Source organism: Streptomyces sp. NBC_00390 (assembly GCF_036057275.1).
GTDB lineage: Bacteria > Actinomycetota > Actinomycetes > Streptomycetales > Streptomycetaceae > Streptomyces.
Map to the genome: position 1 here is coordinate 4,756,120 of NZ_CP107945.1, position 17,295 is coordinate 4,773,414.

The following is a 17,295-nucleotide window of genomic DNA, read 5'->3' on the forward strand; positions in this document are numbered from 1 at the left end:
CCGACGCGACGGATCGTATGGCGTTGAGAATGTCGGATGAGCATAAACAATCGATGAACGCGCTGGCCGGGCCGGTTCAGGCGGCGCTGAGCGGAGCGCCGAGCAGCTCCCTGACCTCGTCGGCCTCCGCCGCACCCGACTGTTCGTGCAGTGACAGCGCCTCCTGCCAGCAGGCACGCGCCCGGCCGGCCTGGCCGAGTGCGTCCAGCGCCCTGCCCAGCGTGATCAGCGCATTGCCGCGCGTACGGTCACCGCCGATGCAACCGATCGCGAGGGCCTGCTCGGCATGTTGTGCCGCCCGCGCGGGGCGGCGGGCCGAGAGATGGGCCTGGGCGATACGCCAATGGGTGGTGCCTTCCCACAGGCGCTGCCGGTTCGCCTCGAAGCCGTCAAGGGCGTCCGCGAGCTGTTCCAGCGCCTCGGCATGCCGCCCGGCCGCGGTGAGTGCGATGCCCAGCGCGAAACGGGCGTTGGGCAGGCGCAGGGTGTGCCCCATGCGGTCGTAGATGTCGACGCCTTCCCGGGCGAGCGCGATGCCCTCCTCGGCGCGGCCCATGACGACATGGATGCGCGACAGGTTGCACAGGGCGCTGGCCTCGCCGGGCAGGTTGCCGTCGGCGCGCGACCCCCTCGTCGCCCGGCGCAGGTGCTCCTCCGCCTCGGAGTGGCGCCCCTGGTTGAAGGCAATGATGCCCCGGTCGTTGTCGGCCCAGTAGACCGGTGCCGGATCGTTTGCGGCCTGAGCGAGCACGGCGGCCTGCGCGGCCTCCTCGTCGGCCTCCGCGTAACGTCCCGCCACCAGATGGACGTTGGTCATCGACGTCCGCGCACGCCCCTCGGTGCGGGCGTCGCCAAAGGCGCGCGCAGCCTCGAGCGCGCCGCGGGCCACGGACTCGTACACCTTGCAGTTGGCACCGGACTCCGCCAGATTCTGCGCGGCCCACAGCAGGTCCACCGCGCGCCGGAGCGACGGACCGGCCGACGCCTGTCTGGCGCATGCCAGAAGGCAGTTCGCCTCCGCGTACAGCCAGTCCTGCGCGGCCTTCCGGTCGGCGAACGCCAGTCCGGCGGCCCCCGTCGGCTCCAGGTGGTCCACCAGCCTGTCGCCGGGACGCTCGATGGAGAACACCCGCGCCGCCGTCGCCAGATAGAAGTCCAGCAGCCGCGACAGCGCCGCCTCCCTCCCCTGGCCTTCGGCATGGGGGACCCCGGCCGCAGGCTGTTCGTCCCTCTCCGCGCAGGCACGCGCGTAGAGCCGCACCAGGTCGTGGTACCGGTACCGTCCCGGCGCCGCCGACTCCAGCAGCGAGGTGTCGACCAGGGCCTCCAGCAGGTCCTCGGACTCGTGGAGCGGGAGGTCCAGCATGGCCGCCGCGGCGGCCAGGGAGATGTCCGGGCCGTCCGCGAGGCCCAGCAGCCGGAAGGCGCGGGCCTGGCCGGGCTCCAGCTGCCCGTAGCCCAGCTCGAACGTGGCCTTCACGGCCAGGTCGCCCGCCTGGAGTTCGTCGAGCCGGCGCCTCTCGTCCGCCAGCTTCGCGGCGAGCACCGACACCGTCCAGGTGCGCCGGGCCGCGAGGCGCGAGGCCGCGATACGGATCGCCAGCGGCAGGAACCCGCACGCCGCGACCACGTCCAGCGCCGCCTTCCGCTCCGCGCCGACCCGCTCCGCGCCGACGATCCGGGTGAAGAGCCTGAGCGCCTCCTCGGGCGACATCACGTCGAGGTCCACCAGATGTGCCCCGGCGAGGTCCACCATCCGTACCCGGCTGGTGATCAGCGCCGCGCAGCCCGCCGTGCCGGGCAGCAGGGGGCGGATCTGGGCCGCGTCGCGCGCGTTGTCGAGCAGGACCAGGACGCGACGTCCGTCGAGTGCCGAGCGGTACAGCGCGGCCCGCTCGTCGAGCGTGTCCGGGATCGCTGAGTCCGCCGTACCGAGCGCCCGCAGGAACGCGCCGAGGACGGTCTCCGGCTCGGCCGCCCTGTTGCCCGCGCCCTGGAGGTCCACGTACAGCTGGCCGTCCGGGAAGTGCCCCCGCGCCTGGTGAGCGACATGCACTGCGAGGGTCGTCTTGCCGACGCCGCCGATGCCCGCGAGCGCGGAGACCGCCATCACCGAGCCCTCGGCGGTGGCGAGCTGGGCGCCCAGCTCCCGTACGAAGGCCACGCGGCCGGTGAAGTCCGGGACTGTTGCGGGGAGTTGCGCAGGCCGGGTGACCGTCCGTGTGGGCTCGGGCTCCTCGCTGGGCCGGGCCAGCTCCGCGTCGGCCTGCAGGATCCGCTGCTGCAGCCGGGAGAGTTCGGGGCGCGGGTCGACACCCAGTTCCTCGGCGAGCAGCCGCCGGGTGTCCGCGTACACGGCCAGCGCCTCCGCCTGCCGTCCGCTGCGGTACAGGGCGAGCATCAGCAGCTCACGCAGCCGCTCGCGCAGCGGGTGCGCGGCGGTCAGGGCGGTCAGTTCCGACACCGCCTCCGCGTGGCAGCCGACCTCCAGGTCGAGATCGAGCCGGGTCTCCAGCAGCGTCAGGTGCCACTCCTCGAGCCGGGCGCGCTGGGTCTCGGCGTACGGGCCGGGCACATTGGCCAGCGGCTCCCCGTCCCACAGGCCCAGTGCCTTGTTGATCAGCGTGCGCGCCTGGCAACGGTCCCCGGCGGCACGCGCCTTGTCCGCCTCGCCGGACAACTCCTGTGCCACCGCGAGGTCGAGCGCATCGCGCCGCACCCGCAGCGCATAGCCGCCCGATTCGCTGACCAGGGCGTCCGCGGCGAGCGCCTTGCGCAGCCGGGAGGCGTACGTACGGACGGCGGCGAGCGCCTGCGAGGGTGGCTCCTCGCCCCAGATCGCGTCGATCAGTTCGCCGGCGGTGGCGGTACGCCCGTCGCGCAGCAGCAACGCGGCCAGCAGGGCGCGCTGTTGCGGTGAACCGGAGGGCAGGCTCTCCCCGTCGCGCCAGGCCCGCACCGGTCCGAGCACGCTGAAGCGCAGGTCGGCGGCGTCGCTCTGGATCGGAGCCCGCTGCTTCGGTACGCGAGGCCCGCTGTCACGGTCCATTGCTGCTCCCTGCCCCGTACTGCCGGAAATCGCCCTCGACAGTCTGCCCTGTGCGAGGCGGCCCCGTCAGCAGCAGGGCACCTCGTCCTCGCGCCTGCCCAGATGCGGCCCGGCCCAACCCTGATCAGGGGCGATAGACGGTTCCCGGTTCCGGGGCGCCCGGCAGGAGGAGCTGCGGGACCGTGACGAAGGTGTAACCGCGCTTCTTCAGCTCGGCGATGATGCCGGGGACGGCGGGCACGGTCCCGTCGTAGATGTCGTGCAGCAGGATGATGCCGTCGCGTCCGGCCTGGTCGACTATCCGCTTCTCGATGAGCGCGGAGTCGGTGGTCGAGAAGTCCTTGGCGGTGGCGCTCCACAGGACCTGGGAGAGGCCGAGCTCCTTGCTGACGGCGGTGACGTCGTCGTTGATACGGCCCTGGGGCGGGCGCATCAGCCGCGGCTTGTCGCCGGTGATGTCGGCTATGGCGTCCTGGGTGCGGCCGAGTTCCTCGCGTATCTCGTCCTTCGACAGCTGGTCGAGCCGGCGGTGCGTCCAGGTGTGGTTGGCCACCTCGTGGCCCTCGGCGGCCATGCGGCGCACGACGTCGGGGTGCTTGAGGACATGGTTCTTGCCGAGCAGGAAGAAGGTCGCCGGGACCTTTTCCTTCTTGAGGAGGTCCAGCAGCTCGGGGGTGTCCTTGCCCGGCCCCGCGTCGAAGGTCAGCGCGATGCACTTGGCCTTCTCGCAGTCGGCGGCCTCGGTGCCGGGGAACGGCGCCTTGAGCCCGCGCCCGGAGCCGGGCCTGGCGTCGTCGGCGGCCACCGGGTTCTTGCGGGCGTCGGCGGGCGAGGTGGTCTCCATCGCGCAGCCGCCGAGCAGGAGCGCGAGCGATACGGCGCCGAACGCGGTGGCCGCCCTGGACCTGGTCCTGCGCGTCCTTGTGGACATGACGGGAATCCCCCTGTGAGTCGGTGCGCGGCACGGCCGGCGGCGTCGTGTCGCCGGCCGATCCGTGCGCGCCGCGCACTATACATACCGTGTATACCTGGGGATCGCCTCGGGGGTCGGGCCGGGTCCCGCCGGACCGGCCGACGACTCATAGCTGACGACTCGTCAGATCGGCGCTACCGTGACAGCATGGAGACCTTCCCGAAGATCATCTCGGTGGACGACCACACGGTGGAGCCCCCCAACGTCTGGCGGGACCGGCTCCCGTCGAAGTACCACGACATCGGCCCGCGCATCGTCCGGGCGCCGCTGAAGGAAATGACCTTCAGGGGAGGGAAGTTCGCCCCTGTGATGGGGGCGCCCGGCGACGACGGCCCGATCGGCGACTGGTGGGTGTACGAGAACCTGCACCGGCCGCTCACCCGCCTGGACACCGCCGTCGGCTACGACCGCGACGAGATCAGACTCGAGATCATCACCTACGAACAGATGCGGCCCGGCTCGTACAGCGTCCCGGACCGGCTCGCCGACATGGACGTCAACCACGTCCAGTCGGCGCTCTGTTTCCCCACCTTCCCGCGCTTCTGCGGCCAGACCTTCACCGAGGCATCCGACCGCGAACTCGGCCTGCTGGGTGTGCGCGCCTACAACGACTGGATGGTGGAGGAGTGGTGCGGCCCCGAGGCGCAGGGCCGGCTCGTCCCGCTCACCCTGATCCCGCTGTGGGACGCGGAACTGGCCGCCGCGGAGGTCCGCCGCAACGCCGACCGGGGCGTGCGGGCGGTGGCCTTCTCCGAGATACCGCCGCACCTCGGCCTCCCCTCCGTCCACACGGACGAGTGGGACCCCTTCCTGCGCGCCTGCGACGAGACCGGCACGGTCATCGCCATGCACATCGGCTCGTCCAGCCGGATGCCGTCCACGTCGGCGGACGCCCCTCCCGCCGTCGGTTCCACGATCACCTTCGCCAACTGCTGCTTCTCGATGGTCGACTGGCTGATGAGCGGCAAGTTCGAGCGCTTCCCCGGTCTGCGGATCATGTACGCCGAGGGGCAGATCGGCTGGATCCCGTACATCCTGGAGCGCGCGGACGTGGTCTGGGAGGAGAACCGCGCCTGGGGAGGCGTGGCGGACAAGGTCACCCGGCCCCCGTCCGAGCTCTTCGCCGAGCACGTCTACGGATGCTTCTTCGACGACGCGTTCGGCCTGCGGAACCTGGACGCGATCGGGGCCGGGAACGTCCTGTACGAGACGGACTATCCGCACTCCGACTCCACCTGGCCCAAGTCCGAGGAGGTCGGCCGGTCCCAGATGGGCCATCTGGCGCCGGACGTGGTGGACAGGATCGTGCGGGGCAACGCGATCGAACTGCTGGGCCTGACGCAGGACGGGCTGTGGCCCGGCTCTCGCGCGTGACGCCCGGCCGTCGCCGGTCGTCGCCGGTCAGAAGAGTGAGTGCCGCGGGCAGGCCAGCGTGAGGGGGCACGGCCGGGCGGCCTGGGGACGCTCCCAGCCCCACCTGGAGGGGGCCCGGTGCGCGCCGGCCGCGGCGCCGGCGGTCGGCGTCCGGGTGGCGAAGGGCGGGGTGTCCTGGTTGCAGGTGGCACCCTCGGGCGGGAGGACACCCTCGATGAAGTAGCGGACCGCATGCCGGCCGACACAGCGGCTGGGATTGTCCAGGGCGGTGTGGCCGTACCCGTTGAGGGTGAGCAGGCGCGCGTCGGCGAGTTCTCGGGCCATGGCCTTGCCGCCCTGGTAGGGGGTGGCAGGGTCGTAGGTCGGGTTGACGACGAGCACAGGGTGCGCGGTGGGGCGGTCCCAGGGGCCGGTGTAGCTCATGGAGGCTCTCGCCGGCCACGTCGCGCACGGCTCGCCGGCCCAGGTCCACCAGTGCCCGAGGTCGCCCGCCCGTGCCGTACTGAGCCTGTCGAGCGCGGCATAGCGCCCGGGGGCACGGGGGTTGGGACTGTCTGAGCACAGCACACCGTAGAGCTGCTCGAAACCGGGATACCGCAGGGGACCGGGAGGCGGCGTGGGCTCCAGGGGGGCGCGGCCTTCCCACAGCGTCTGCAGCGTCTTCGCGAGGGTGGCCCACTCCGGGGTGACCCGGTAGATCCCGCCGCGGATCTCGCTGACGGTTCTCGCGTATGTCCAGGGGCCGACGGGCCGTTTCACGATGCGCTGCAACAGACCGGAGAGCTTGGCGCGCGTCGCCGACGGGCTTCCTGCGGAGAAGGCACAGCCACTCGCCGGGGCGCGGCCGCACAGTTCCAGGAACTTCCCAAGGGTGTCGGCCGAGCCCAGGTCCGACCCCAGGCGCAGGAAGGTGGGCAGCTCCGGCTCGCTCCACGAACCGTCGGTCATCCAGCCCTGCGGGTCGACGTTCCCGTCCAGCACCAAGCGGCCGACCCGGTGCGGGAACAGATTCGCGTAGGTCGCCCCCAGGAACGATCCGTACGAGATGCCCCAGTAGCTGAGCTGCCGCTCACCCACGGCCCCGCGCAGCCGGTCGAGGTCACGGGCGGTGTCGGCGGTGGAGACATGGCGCAGCAGCTCCGGGTCGCGCTGCTCGCAGCGTCGGGCGAGATCGGCGTACGCCGCGACGTAGGCCCTGCCCTGTTGCGCGCCCACCGGGAAGGCGGGAACGCGCGCGTGCCAGCCGAGGGCCTCCTCCGCGGTGTCGAAGCACCGCACCGCGGTGCTCTCTCCGATGCCGCGCGGGTCCCAGCTGATGATGTCGTAACGCTCGCGAAGCTGCTCGGGGAACTTCGCGTACAGTGCCGGCAGCCCCACGGTCCCCGGCCCACCAGGTCCCCCGGGGTTGAAGAACAGCGAACCGGCACGCGCTGCGGAGTCGGTGGCCCGGCGCCGGATCACCGCCAGCTCGATGGTGCGCCGACCCGGACGGGCGTAGTCCAGCGGCACATTGGCCCTCGCACACTCGAAACCCCGCTGCTCCTCGCCCGCGCAGGGCTTCCATTCCAGCACCGTCCCCTCGTCGCCCACGGGCGCACCCCCGCGGGCCGGCTCGGCCGCGCCCGCCCCGGTCACGACGGCGGAGGAGACCAGCAGGGCCCCGGCGGCGCACACGGCACCGCGGCGTGTCCAACGCGTACGGACTCCAGGCATCGGCAGACCCTTCCTGGGCGGGCGTGATCCATGACCAGGGCGCCGGCCGACGGCAGGCCCACTGCCATACCACTGGCCGCACCCGCACCGGGCAACAGGCACGCATCCGAACGGGTGGCGGCGCACTGCGGGCGAGCACGCTCACTCCTGGGGGTGAACATCGCCAACTCGGACGTATTCAGGATGAGTTGCCTGCCTAGGCTCGCCCTGAGACAGCCCAGGGCATGTGCCATGGGCAATGCCCTCACCCTGCCCCACAACCACAGGAACCCGCATGGTCAGCGCTCGCCACTAGGCAATGCACCGCATCTTCCAGGAGTACCCAGACTCTTCTCCCGGGTCTCCGAGGTACTGGGCGTCGCGTTCGCCCCACCCACTTCGGTCACCGTTCTGCCCACCGACCTCACCGAGTCCCGGCCCGTCGAACGCCGCGTGGACACTCTCTTACGCCTCGACAGCGAGGACGGTGACTCCCTCCTCCTCGCTGTCGAGGCCCAGGGCAAGAAGGACCCGGCAAAGCCCGCCAGCTGGGCGTACTACCTTTCCTACCTGTACACGAAGTACCGGGTCCCGCCCCTCCTCCTGGTCGTCTGCCAGGACCGCAGCACCGCCGAGTGGGCTTCCTGCGCCGTCCACATCGGACCCCCGCAGTGGCCCGCGCTCACCCTGAGGCCCCTCGTCGCCGGCCCACACAACATGCCGCGGATCACCAGGACGGTCGAGGCCCGCAAGGACCTGGCACTGGCCACGCTGTCCGCCATCACACACGCTGGGGACCCAGACATCGGTGCCATACTCAAAGCTGTCTCCGGCGCCCTGCGCGACGAACCTGAAGACCTTTCGACCACCCTCGCCGAACTCATCGCACAAGGCCTGGGCAGGCGCCCGGCCGCACAACTGTGGAGGCATCTGATGGCCGTGGATCTGTCCTTCTTCAAATCACCCATCTCGGAAGAGATCCGGGACGAAGGCCGTGCGGAAGGCCGCGTGGAAGGCCGTGCAGAGGACATCCTGCTCATCCTGGAGCGGCGCGGCGTCGACGTCCCCGACGAGGCGCGCGAACGGATCACCGGCTGCGGCGATCTCGACACCCTGAGCCGCTGGCTCGTCCGTGCCGTCACCGCCTCCTCCGCCGAGGAGATCTTCACCGAGGAGTAGCCCGCACCCGCACCCGCACCCGCGCCCGCACGCGCCGAGACGCGCCCCGCCCGCTACCCGGGCGCCGCCCGGTGCGGGAGCATCTGCCGCATGACGCTCTCACTCGCTGAAGCCGACAAGATCCTCGCCGACAACTTCGCCCCCTGGGTGCTCGACCTGGGCCTGTGTGCCGTGGAGACGGGCGAGATGCACGCCGTGCTCCGCCTGCCCTGGACCGACCGGCTGGCCCGGGAGGGCGGCGCGCTCTCGGGGCAGGCGCTGATGGCCGCAGCCGACACGGCGACCGTGATCGCGGTCTCGGCCGCCCGTGGCGGCTTCGTTCCGATGACCACCGTCCAGCAGTCCACCAGCTTCCAGCGCGCCGTCGTCGGCGCCGATGTCCTCGTCGACGCCCGCATCACCAAGCTGGGCAAGCGCATGGCTTTCGTGGACATCACCATGACGGCGGAGGGAGCGGACGGGCCCGCCGCCCGCGCCTGCGCGGTCTACGCCCTGCTGGGGTAGGCCGCAGAGGCCGGAGCGTACGACCCCTTGTCTGATGAGGCGTCAGCCAACACGATGGTCTCGTCGGTTTTTGACGGATCGTCAGATCAGAGAGGGTCCCCTCATGGTGGCGTACGGGATGCAGCTCCCGGTCCAGTCGCAGAGCACCATCTACGCCGAGCCCTGGGAGGCCGCCGCCGGTCCGGGTGATCTCGTCGAGGTCGCCCGGACCGCCGACCGCAGCGGTTTCGCCTACGTCGCCGTCTGTGACCACGTCGCGATCCCGCGCCGCCTCGCCGCCGCCATGTCGACCGTCTGGTACGACCCGGTGGCCACCCTCTCCTTCCTCGCCGCCGCGACCGAGCGCGTGAGGCTGCTCAGCCATGTCGCCGTCGTGGGGCTGCGCCACCCGCTGGTCACCGCCAAGCAGTACGCGACCCTCGACCACCTCAGTGACGGCCGGCTGATCCTCGGCGTCGGGGCGGGGCACGTCCAGGAGGAGTTCGAGGCGCTCGGCGCGGATTTCGGGCGGCGCGGGGCCGTGCTCGACGAGACGATCGACGCGCTGCGGGCCGCCCTCGGACCGGAGGAGTTCCCGCACTTCGCGGGCGAGCGGTTCGCCTTCAGCGGGCTCGGGCAGCGCCCCCGCCCCGCTCAGGCCGAGGTACCGGTCTGGATCGGCGGCTCGTCCCCCGCGGCCGTGCGGCGGGCCGCCCTGAAGGGCGACGGCTGGCTCCCGCAGGGCGACCCCCGTGACACGCTGCCCGCCCAGATCGGCAGGGTGCGTCAGCAGCGGCAGGACGCGGGGATCACCGCCCCCATCGAGATCGGCGCGATCACCGAGCCCCTGTACGTCGGCGACGCAGGCTGGGACGTCGGCCGGCGCACCCTGACCGGCAAGCCCGACGCGCTCGCCGAGTCGCTGCGCGCGTACGGCGCGATGGGAGTGGACCAGATCCAGGTGCGGTTCCGCAGCCGGAGCCGCAGCGAACTGACCGACCAGATGGCGGCGTTCGCCGCCGATGTCGCACCACACCTCGACACCTAGGAGTACCGGCATGGGCAAGCTGGACGGACGGGTCGTCCTCATCACGGGCGCGGCCCGCGGCCAGGGCGAGCAGGAGGCCCGGCTCTTCGCCGCGGAGGGGGCGAAGGTGGTCGTCGCGGACGTCCTCGACGACCAGGGCGAGGCGCTCGCGAAGGAACTCGGCGAGGAGGCCGCACGCCATGTCCACCTCGACGTGAGCCAGGAGTCCGACTGGGCCGCCGCCGTCGCCGCGGCCAAGGACGCCTTCGGCCACATCGACGGCCTGGTCAACAACGCGGGCATACTGCGCTTCAACGAGCTGGTGAGCACCCCTCTGGAGGAGTTCCAGCAGATCGTGCAGGTCAACCAGGTCGGAGTGTTCCTGGGCATCAAGACCGTCGCCCCCGAGATCGAGGCGGCCGGCGGCGGCACGATCGTGAACACCGCCTCGTACACGGGCCTCACCGGCATGGCCCTCGTCGGCGCGTACGCGGCCACCAAGCACGCCATCGTCGGTCTCACCCGGGTCGCGGCCCTGGAGCTCGCCGCGAAGGGGATCCGGGTCAACGCCGTGTGCCCGGGCGCCGTGGACACGCCGATGAGCAGTCCGGAAGGTGCGGACCCCGGAGCGCTGGACGATTTCTACCGCAAGCTGGTGCCGCTGGGCCGGGTCGGCCGGCCCGAGGAGGTGGCGAGGCTCGCGCTGTTCCTGACCGGCGCGGACTCCTCGTACATCACGGGCCAGCCGTTCGTGATCGACGGCGGCTGGATGGCGGGCGTCAGCGTTATCTGACGCTCTATCAGGTATTGACGCTCCAGGCGTGCGGTGGAACAGTCGGTGCATTGAATCTGACGATCCGTCAGAAACGTAGGGATGGCGGTGAACACCCTTGGAATTCGGGCTCTTTGTACAGGGATACGTCGGCAAGCGAGCCGAGAGCGACCCCCTCGCCGAGCACAAGGCGCTGATGGAGGAGACCGAGTACGTCATCCAGGCGGACAAGTCCGGGTTCAAGTACGCCTGGGCCTCCGAGCACCACTTCCTGGAGGAGTACTCCCACCTGTCGGCCAACGACGTCTACCTCGGATACCTCGCGCACGCGACGGACCGCATCCACCTCGGCTCGGGCATCTTCAACCCGCTCGCCCCGGTCAACCACCCGGTCAAGGTCGCCGAGAAGGTCGCCATGCTCGACCATCTCTCCGAGGGCCGCTTCGAGTTCGGCTCGGGCCGGGGCGCCGGGTCCCACGAGATCCTCGGGTTCCTGCCGGGCATCACCGACATGAACCACACCAAGGAGATCTGGGAAGAGACCATCGCGGAGTTCCCCAAGATGTGGCTCCAGGAGGAGTACGCCGGCTTCCAGGGCAAGCACTGGTCGCTGCCGCCGCGCAAGATCCTGCCCAAGCCGTACGGCAAGGCCCACCCGGCCATGTGGTACGCCGCGGGCAGCCCCTCCTCGTACGCCATGGCGGGCAGCAAGGGCCTCGGGGTACTGGGCTTCAGCGTCCAGAAGGTCTCCGACATGGAGTGGGTCGTCGAGTCGTACAAGACGGCGGTCAAAGAGGCCCGGGCGATCGGCGCGTACGTCAACGACAACGTGATGGTGACGTCGACGGCGATCTGCGCCGAGACGCACGACAAGGCGGTGGAGATCGCGGTGGGCGGTGGCCTCAACTACCTCCAGTCGCTGCTCTTCCGCTACCACGACACCTTCCCGCGGCCGGAGGGCGTTCCCCAGTGGCCGGAGCTGCTGCCCGAGTACACGGCGGAGATCATCGAGCTGCTGATAGCGGAGGAGCTGATGATCTGCGGCGACCCGACCGAGGTGCTGCAGCAGTGCAAGCGGTGGGAGCAGGCGGGGGCGGACCAGCTGTCGTTCGGGCTGCCGATCGGGATCTCGTACGAGGACACGATGACGACGATCAGGCTGATCGGGGAGCACGTGATACCCCAGATCGACACGGATCCGGTCCACCGGACCACCCGCTTCCGTGAGGCCGCGGGCGCCTGACCGGGGGTTCACGGGCTTGATCCCTACCCACCCTTTCCCGTTACCGGGGGCGGGCCCCCAGACCCCCGTACGGCCTGAGGCGGGGAGACCTCCCACGCCCGCAGGGCGTAGGGGGAGTGTCCTCGATCGCCGGACGGCTCAGTGTCCGAGCTGGTCCGGAACGTGAAGCCCCCTGGGGGTCCCCGGACGAAGTCCGGGGGAGACAGAGGCGCGGGGCCCGGGGCGGAGCCCGATCCCCCGCGCCGCCAGGCGCAGGGGAAAGGGGGCAACAAGCCACCCCCCACAGATCGCGGGCGGCGTCTTCCCGGACCGCCACCCGCCCCGGCCCGGCCGGAGGGCCACACGGCTGCGGCCGGCCGCGGCGCCCCCGGCCGGGCCACGCCCATGACCCACCCCCGACCGGGTCGCACCCGCACGCGCCGCCCTCCACAGAAGGGACGCCAGTCATGCTCGACCACCTCATCCGCAACGCGACCGTCGTCGACGGCACCGGCGCCCCCGCCTACGCCGCGGACGTCGGCCTGCGCGACGGCCGCATCGCCGTCATCGCCGAGGCCGGCACCGTCACCGAGGACGCCCGCACCGCCGAGGACGCCACCGGACTGATCCTCGGCCCCGGCTTCGTGGACCCGCACACCCACTACGACGCCCAGCTGTTCTGGGACCCGTACGCCACCCCGTCCATGAACCACGGCGTCACCACCGTCGCGGGCGGCAACTGCGGGTTCACCCTCGCCCCGCTCAACCCCGACCGCCCCGAGGACGCCGACTACACGCGACGCATGATGTCCAAGGTCGAGGGCATGTCCCTGGTGGCCCTCGAGCAAGGGGCGCCCTGGAACTGGCACACGTTCGGCGAGTACCTGGACGCACTCGAAGGCCGCATCGCCGTCAACGCGGGCTTCATGGTGGGCCATTGCGCGCTGCGCCGCCATGTCATGGGCCCGGACGCGGTCGGCGGGCAGCCCACCTCCGGGCAACTGGACGCGATGGTGCGGCTCTTGCACGAGGCGATGGACGCCGGGGCCTGGGGCCTTTCGACCACGCAGTCCTCCACCCACTCCGACGGCGACGGCAGGCCCGTCGCCTCCCGCCACGCACGGCCCGCCGAACTGATCGCCCTGTCCCAGGCCGTGGCCGAGCACGAGGGCACCCAGCTCGAAGCGATCGTCGCCGGCTGCCTGGACCAGTTCTCGGACGACGAGATCGACCTGTTCGTCGAGATGACCGCGGCCGCCGGACGCCCCCTGAACTGGAACGTCCTGACCGTCGACGCCGCCGTACCCGAACGCGTACCGCGCCAGCTGAGCGCCGGCGAACGGGCCCGCAAGGCGGGCGGCCGCATCGTCGCGCTCACCATGCCGATCCTCACCCCGATGAACATGTCGCTCGGCACCTTCTGCGCGCTGAACCTCATCCCCGGGTGGGGCGAGATCCTCTCCCTCCCCGTCCCGGAACGCATAGCGAAGCTCCGCGACCCCGACATCCGTGCCGGGATGCTGCGCCGCGCCGACTCCAAGGAGGCCGGAGTCTTCCGGCGCCTGGCCCACTTCGCCCGCTATGTCATCGGTGACACCTACACGCCGCTGAACGAGGGCCTCACCGGCCGGGTCGTCGGCGACATCGCCGCCGAACGCGGCCAGGACCCCTTCCAGTGCCTGGTGGAGATCTGCGCCAACGACGGGCTGCGCACGGTCCTGTGGCCCATGCCCACCGACAACGACCCGGCGTCCTGGGCCCTGCGTGCCGAGACCTGGCGGCACGAGGACGTCCTGCTCGGCGGCTCCGACGCGGGCGCCCATCTGGACCGGATGTGCGGTGCCCCGTACACCACCCGCTTCCTCGGCGACTGTCTGCGCGGGCGCAGGCTGGTCGGCCTGGAGGAGGCGGTGAAGATGCTCACCGACGATCCGGCCCGGCTCTTCGGACTGCGCGAGCGAGGCAGGATCGCCGAGGACTGGCACGCGGACCTTGTCCTGTTCGACCCGGAGCGCATCGAGGCCGGTCCGGCGACCCTGGTCCACGACCTGCCCGGCGACAGCCCGCGGCTGGACGCGAAGGCCGTCGGCATCGTGTCCGTACGCGTCAACGGCGTCGAGACGATCCGGGACGACCGGGTCACCGGCGCCGTACCGGGAATCGTGCTGCGGTCGGGCCGTGACACGAGGACGGTGTCGACCAAGTGAGCGGAGCACAGAAGCTGTTCATAGGCGGCGCGTGGACCGAGCCCGACCTCGGATACTACGAGGTGTTCAACCCGGCCACCGAGGAGGTCGTCGGCCTCGCGCCCGAGGCGAGCCGCGCCCAGGTGTACGAGGCGGCGGCCGCGGCCCGCGAGGCGTTCGCTTCCTGGTCCCGTACCAGGCCCGAGGAGCGTGCCCGGATCCTGGACCGGGCCGCCGACATCGTCCAGCGCGAGGCGGAGCCGTACGCCGCGCTCGCCCGCGCCGAGAGCGGCGCGACGGCCGCCACCGCGCGCGGTATGCAGGTCGCGGTCGGCGCGGCCCGCTTCCGCCGCTATGCCAAGGGCGCGCTGGAACCGGTGGAAGAGCCGCTGCCCCCGCAGATCAACGCGGCGGGCCCCATGGGGAAAGCCGGTGTCTTCGGGGCGCTGGCCGTGCGACGCCCGGTCGGGGTCGTCACCTGCATCACCTCGTACAACAACCCGTGGGCGAACGCCGCCGGCAAGGTGGCACCCGCGCTGGCCATGGGCAACACGGTCGTCGTCAAACCCGCCCCGCAGGACCCGCTGTCCGTCTACCGCATGGCCGAGGCGCTCGCGGAGGCCGGTGCCCCGCCCGGCACGGTGAACGTCGTCACCGGTTCCGCGCCGGACACCGGCGAGGCCGCCGTCGACTCCCCGGACGTCGACATGGTCAGCTTCACCGGCTCGACGGCCGTCGGGCAGCGCATCGCGGAGGTCTGCGGCCGGGGCATGAAGCGGCAGCTGATGGAACTCGGCGGCAAGGGTGCGGCGCTCGTCTTCGACGACGCGGACGTGGACTCGGCGGTGCGGGGGATCGGCACCACGTTCTCCTTCTACAGCGGCCAGATCTGTACGGCGCCGACGCGGGTGATCGCCCAGCGTGGCGTGTACGACCGTCTTGTCGCGGGGCTGGCCGCGTACGCCGGCCGTCTCACGGTGGGCGACCCGGCCGACGCGCGGACCGTGGTCGGCCCGCTGATCTCGGCGGCGCACCGCGACCGGGTGGAGTCGTATGTCGAACTGGGCCGGAAGGAAGGCGCCCGTCCGGTCGTGGGCGGCGAGCGTCCCGCGTACGACAAGGGGTTCTATGTCGCTCCGGCGCTCTTCGCCGACTGCACCAACGACATGCGGGTGGTGCGGGAGGAGATCTTCGGACCGGTCGTGGTCGTGGTGCCGTTCGACGACGAGGAGGAGGGCGTGGCGCTCGCCAACGACAGCGACTACGGGCTGATCGACTACGTGTGGTCGGGCGATGTGGCGCGCGCGTTCCGCGTGGCGGGGCTGCTGCGGGCGGGCGGCGTCGGGGTGAACACGGTGGGCCGGAACATGGAGGCGCCGTTCGGCGGGTTCAAGAGGAGCGGGGTGGGCAGGGACGTCGGCTCGTATGCGCTGCATGCGTACAGCGAGCTGCAGGCGGTGGTGTGGCCGGGGTGAGGGACCGCGTGTTTCCGGGGCCGGAAAACCCGCGGAGGAAATTTTGAAATCAGATCAAATCGGACGTTGCTGCGGTTCTCGCACATTGGGGAATTGGCAACTCGACCTTGTAATGCCCGTTCCTTGCGCGGCGTACGGCTTCATTTCATAGATGTTTGCCGCGTCATCTCTTTGAATCGATTGACCAGGAACCGGATTCCCGCTCTCCGGATGTGGAAACCGCAGGACCTAACGTCCTGTCCCATGACTGAGCTGAAGGTGCGGCCGCAGGCCGGAGACACGGTACGGAGCGTCCCCGGCAGCGGCGTACGCGAGAAAGGGCTCGGCGGAAACTCCGTCGGGCTGATGGGCAGTGCCGTCATCGGCATCTCCACCGTCGCCCCCGTCTACTGCCTGACCTCGACCCTCGGCTCCACAGCCGGCGAGGTCGGACTGCAGATGCCCGCCGTCTTCCTGGCCGGCTTCCTGCCGATGCTGCTCGTCGCCTTCGCCTACCGCGAGCTCAACCGCGCCATGCCCGACTGCGGAACCTCCTTCACCTGGACCGTGAAGGCGTTCGGACCGCGCGTCGGCTGGATGTGCGGCTGGGGCCTGGTCATCGCGACGATCATCGTCCTGTCCAACCTGGCGGGCGTGGCCACCTCGTACTTCTGGCTGCTCGCGGGCGAGATCACCGGAAGCGGGTCGATCGCGGCCCTGGACGACAGCAAGCCCGTCCACATCCTGACCTGTCTCGCCCTGATCGCGGTCGCCACGGCGATCAGCTACCGGGGCATGACGGCGACCAAGGGCGTGCAGTACGCCCTGGTGGGCCTCCAACTCGCGGTCCTCGCCCTCTTCGTGGCGATGGCGCTCGGCAAGGCCGGCTCCTTCGAGACGTCCCTCTCCTTCTCCTGGTCCTGGCTGAACCCGTTCGCCGTCCAGTCGTTCGCCGCCTTCACCGCGGGCCTGTCGCTCTCGATCTTCATGTACTGGGGCTGGGACACGTGCATGACCGCCAACGAGGAGACCGTCGGCAGCGCCAAGACCCCCGGGCGCGCCGCGATGATCTCCATGGTCGTCCTGGTCGGCTCCTACCTCGCCACCGGTATCGCCGCCCAGATGGCCGTCGGCTCCGGTGACAAGGGCCTCGGCCTTGCCAACCCGGACACCTCCGACAACGTGTTCGCCGCGCTCGCCGGCCCGGTCATGGGCCCCGGCCTCGGCATCCTGCTCTTCCTCGCGGTCCTCGCCTCGGCGGCGGCCAGCCTCCAGACGACGTTCATCCCGGTCGCCCGCACGGTGCTCGCGATGTCCACGTACGAGGCCCTGCCCGCGTCGTACGCCCGCGTCCACCCGCGCTTCAAGACCCCCGGCCGGGCGACGATCGTCGCGGGCATCGCGACCGGTGCGTTCTACACCGTGATGACCCTGGTCAGCGAGCACGTCCTGGTCGACACGATCTACGCGCTCGGCCTCATGATCTGCTTCTACTACGCGCTCACGGCCTTCGCCTGCGTCTGGTACTTCCGCCACGACCTGCGCCGCTCGGGCCGTGACCTGGTCATCAAGGGCGTCTTCCCGCTCGTCGGCGGTGTCCTGCTGACGGCCGTCTTCGGCAAGACCCTCTACGACATGTGGGACCCGGCGTACGGCTCCGGCTCCGCGGTCTTCGGCGTGGGCTCGGTCTTCGTCATCGGCGTCGGCCTGCTGCTGCTCGGTCTGGTCCTGATGGTCGCGATGCAGCGCCGCAGCCCGGCGTTCTTCCGGGGCGAGGTGCTGACGAAGGAGACCCCGTCACTGGTGGTTTCCGACTGACCTGTCAACCTGTCACCGGGCCCGTCCCCCCGCCGTGGTGCGCCCGGGGGACGGGCCGTGGAGTGT

11 protein-coding genes and 1 pseudogene are annotated in these 17,295 nt (G+C 71.1%); 9 read left to right on the forward strand and 3 right to left on the reverse strand.

The window, feature by feature from the left end; genetic code table 11:
- Window positions 1-76: 76 nt before the first annotated feature.
- Window positions 77-3,049 carry an AfsR/SARP family transcriptional regulator gene (locus OHS70_RS20915; RefSeq protein ID WP_328399324.1) on the reverse strand — a complete coding sequence of 991 codons (2,973 nt, stop codon included), beginning with the start codon at window positions 3,047-3,049 and terminating at the stop codon, window positions 77-79.
- Window positions 3,050-3,173: 124 nt separating this feature from the next.
- Complete coding sequence (locus OHS70_RS20920; protein ID WP_328399325.1) at window positions 3,174-3,980, reverse strand: polysaccharide deacetylase family protein; 807 nt, start codon at window positions 3,978-3,980, stop codon at window positions 3,174-3,176.
- Between the two features lie 189 nt (window positions 3,981-4,169).
- On the opposite strand from OHS70_RS20920, the gene OHS70_RS20925 reads away from it, so the two are divergent.
- Window positions 4,170-5,396, forward strand: a complete 1,227-nt coding sequence (locus tag OHS70_RS20925) for an amidohydrolase family protein (protein WP_328399326.1) — start codon at window positions 4,170-4,172, stop codon at window positions 5,394-5,396.
- 27 nt (window positions 5,397-5,423) lie between these two features.
- Here OHS70_RS20925 and OHS70_RS20930 read toward each other — a convergent pair whose 3' ends face one another.
- Window positions 5,424-7,109: an alpha/beta hydrolase gene (locus OHS70_RS20930; RefSeq protein ID WP_328399327.1), complete on the reverse strand. Its 1,686-nt coding sequence runs from the start codon at window positions 7,107-7,109 to the stop codon at window positions 5,424-5,426.
- Window positions 7,110-7,407: 298 nt separating this feature from the next.
- Here OHS70_RS20930 and OHS70_RS20935 point away from each other — a divergent pair.
- From OHS70_RS20935 to OHS70_RS20970, 8 genes and pseudogenes are all read left to right on the forward strand, one after another.
- Window positions 7,408-8,267 (forward strand): annotated as a pseudogene (locus OHS70_RS20935) (hypothetical protein).
- Window positions 8,268-8,357: 90 nt separating this feature from the next.
- Window positions 8,358-8,771 carry a PaaI family thioesterase gene (locus tag OHS70_RS20940; protein ID WP_328399328.1) on the forward strand — a complete coding sequence of 138 codons (414 nt, stop codon included), beginning with the start codon at window positions 8,358-8,360 and terminating at the stop codon, window positions 8,769-8,771.
- A 103-nt stretch (window positions 8,772-8,874) separates the two neighbouring features.
- Window positions 8,875-9,798 carry an LLM class F420-dependent oxidoreductase gene (locus OHS70_RS20945; RefSeq protein ID WP_328399329.1) on the forward strand — a complete coding sequence of 308 codons (924 nt, stop codon included), beginning with the start codon at window positions 8,875-8,877 and terminating at the stop codon, window positions 9,796-9,798.
- Between the two features lie 10 nt (window positions 9,799-9,808).
- The gene (locus OHS70_RS20950) at window positions 9,809-10,570 is read left to right on the forward strand and encodes an SDR family NAD(P)-dependent oxidoreductase (RefSeq protein WP_328399330.1); all 762 of its coding nucleotides are present in this window, start codon (window positions 9,809-9,811) and stop codon (window positions 10,568-10,570) included.
- Window positions 10,571-10,667: 97 nt separating this feature from the next.
- Window positions 10,668-11,792 (forward strand): LLM class flavin-dependent oxidoreductase, encoded by a 1,125-nt coding sequence (locus OHS70_RS20955; protein ID WP_328399331.1) that lies wholly within the window; start codon window positions 10,668-10,670, stop codon window positions 11,790-11,792.
- A gap of 446 nt (window positions 11,793-12,238) precedes the next feature.
- Window positions 12,239-13,978 (forward strand): N-acyl-D-amino-acid deacylase family protein, encoded by a 1,740-nt coding sequence (locus OHS70_RS20960; RefSeq protein ID WP_328399332.1) that lies wholly within the window; start codon window positions 12,239-12,241, stop codon window positions 13,976-13,978.
- A complete protein-coding gene (locus OHS70_RS20965) occupies window positions 13,975-15,432 on the forward strand; it encodes an aldehyde dehydrogenase family protein (RefSeq protein ID WP_328399333.1) in 1,458 nt (485 codons plus the stop codon). The genes OHS70_RS20960 and OHS70_RS20965 overlap by 4 nt, the downstream gene beginning before the upstream one ends.
- Before the next feature lie 243 nt (window positions 15,433-15,675).
- Window positions 15,676-17,229, forward strand: a complete 1,554-nt coding sequence (locus OHS70_RS20970) for an APC family permease (protein WP_328399334.1) — start codon at window positions 15,676-15,678, stop codon at window positions 17,227-17,229.
- The last annotated feature ends 66 nt before the right edge of the window (window positions 17,230-17,295 follow it).

Coding starts and splice junctions, on each gene's coding strand:
- OHS70_RS20915 (WP_328399324.1), bottom strand. CDS start 3,049: ATGGACCGTGACAGCGGGCCTCGCGTACCGAAGCAGCGGGCTCCGATC.
- OHS70_RS20920 (WP_328399325.1), bottom strand. CDS start 3,980: ATGTCCACAAGGACGCGCAGGACCAGGTCCAGGGCGGCCACCGCGTTC.
- OHS70_RS20925 (WP_328399326.1), top strand. CDS start 4,170: ATGGAGACCTTCCCGAAGATCATCTCGGTGGACGACCACACGGTGGAG.
- OHS70_RS20930 (WP_328399327.1), bottom strand. CDS start 7,109: ATGCCTGGAGTCCGTACGCGTTGGACACGCCGCGGTGCCGTGTGCGCC.
- OHS70_RS20940 (WP_328399328.1), top strand. CDS start 8,358: ATGACGCTCTCACTCGCTGAAGCCGACAAGATCCTCGCCGACAACTTC.
- OHS70_RS20945 (WP_328399329.1), top strand. CDS start 8,875: ATGGTGGCGTACGGGATGCAGCTCCCGGTCCAGTCGCAGAGCACCATC.
- OHS70_RS20950 (WP_328399330.1), top strand. CDS start 9,809: ATGGGCAAGCTGGACGGACGGGTCGTCCTCATCACGGGCGCGGCCCGC.
- OHS70_RS20960 (WP_328399332.1), top strand. CDS start 12,239: ATGCTCGACCACCTCATCCGCAACGCGACCGTCGTCGACGGCACCGGC.
- OHS70_RS20970 (WP_328399334.1), top strand. CDS start 15,676: ATGACTGAGCTGAAGGTGCGGCCGCAGGCCGGAGACACGGTACGGAGC.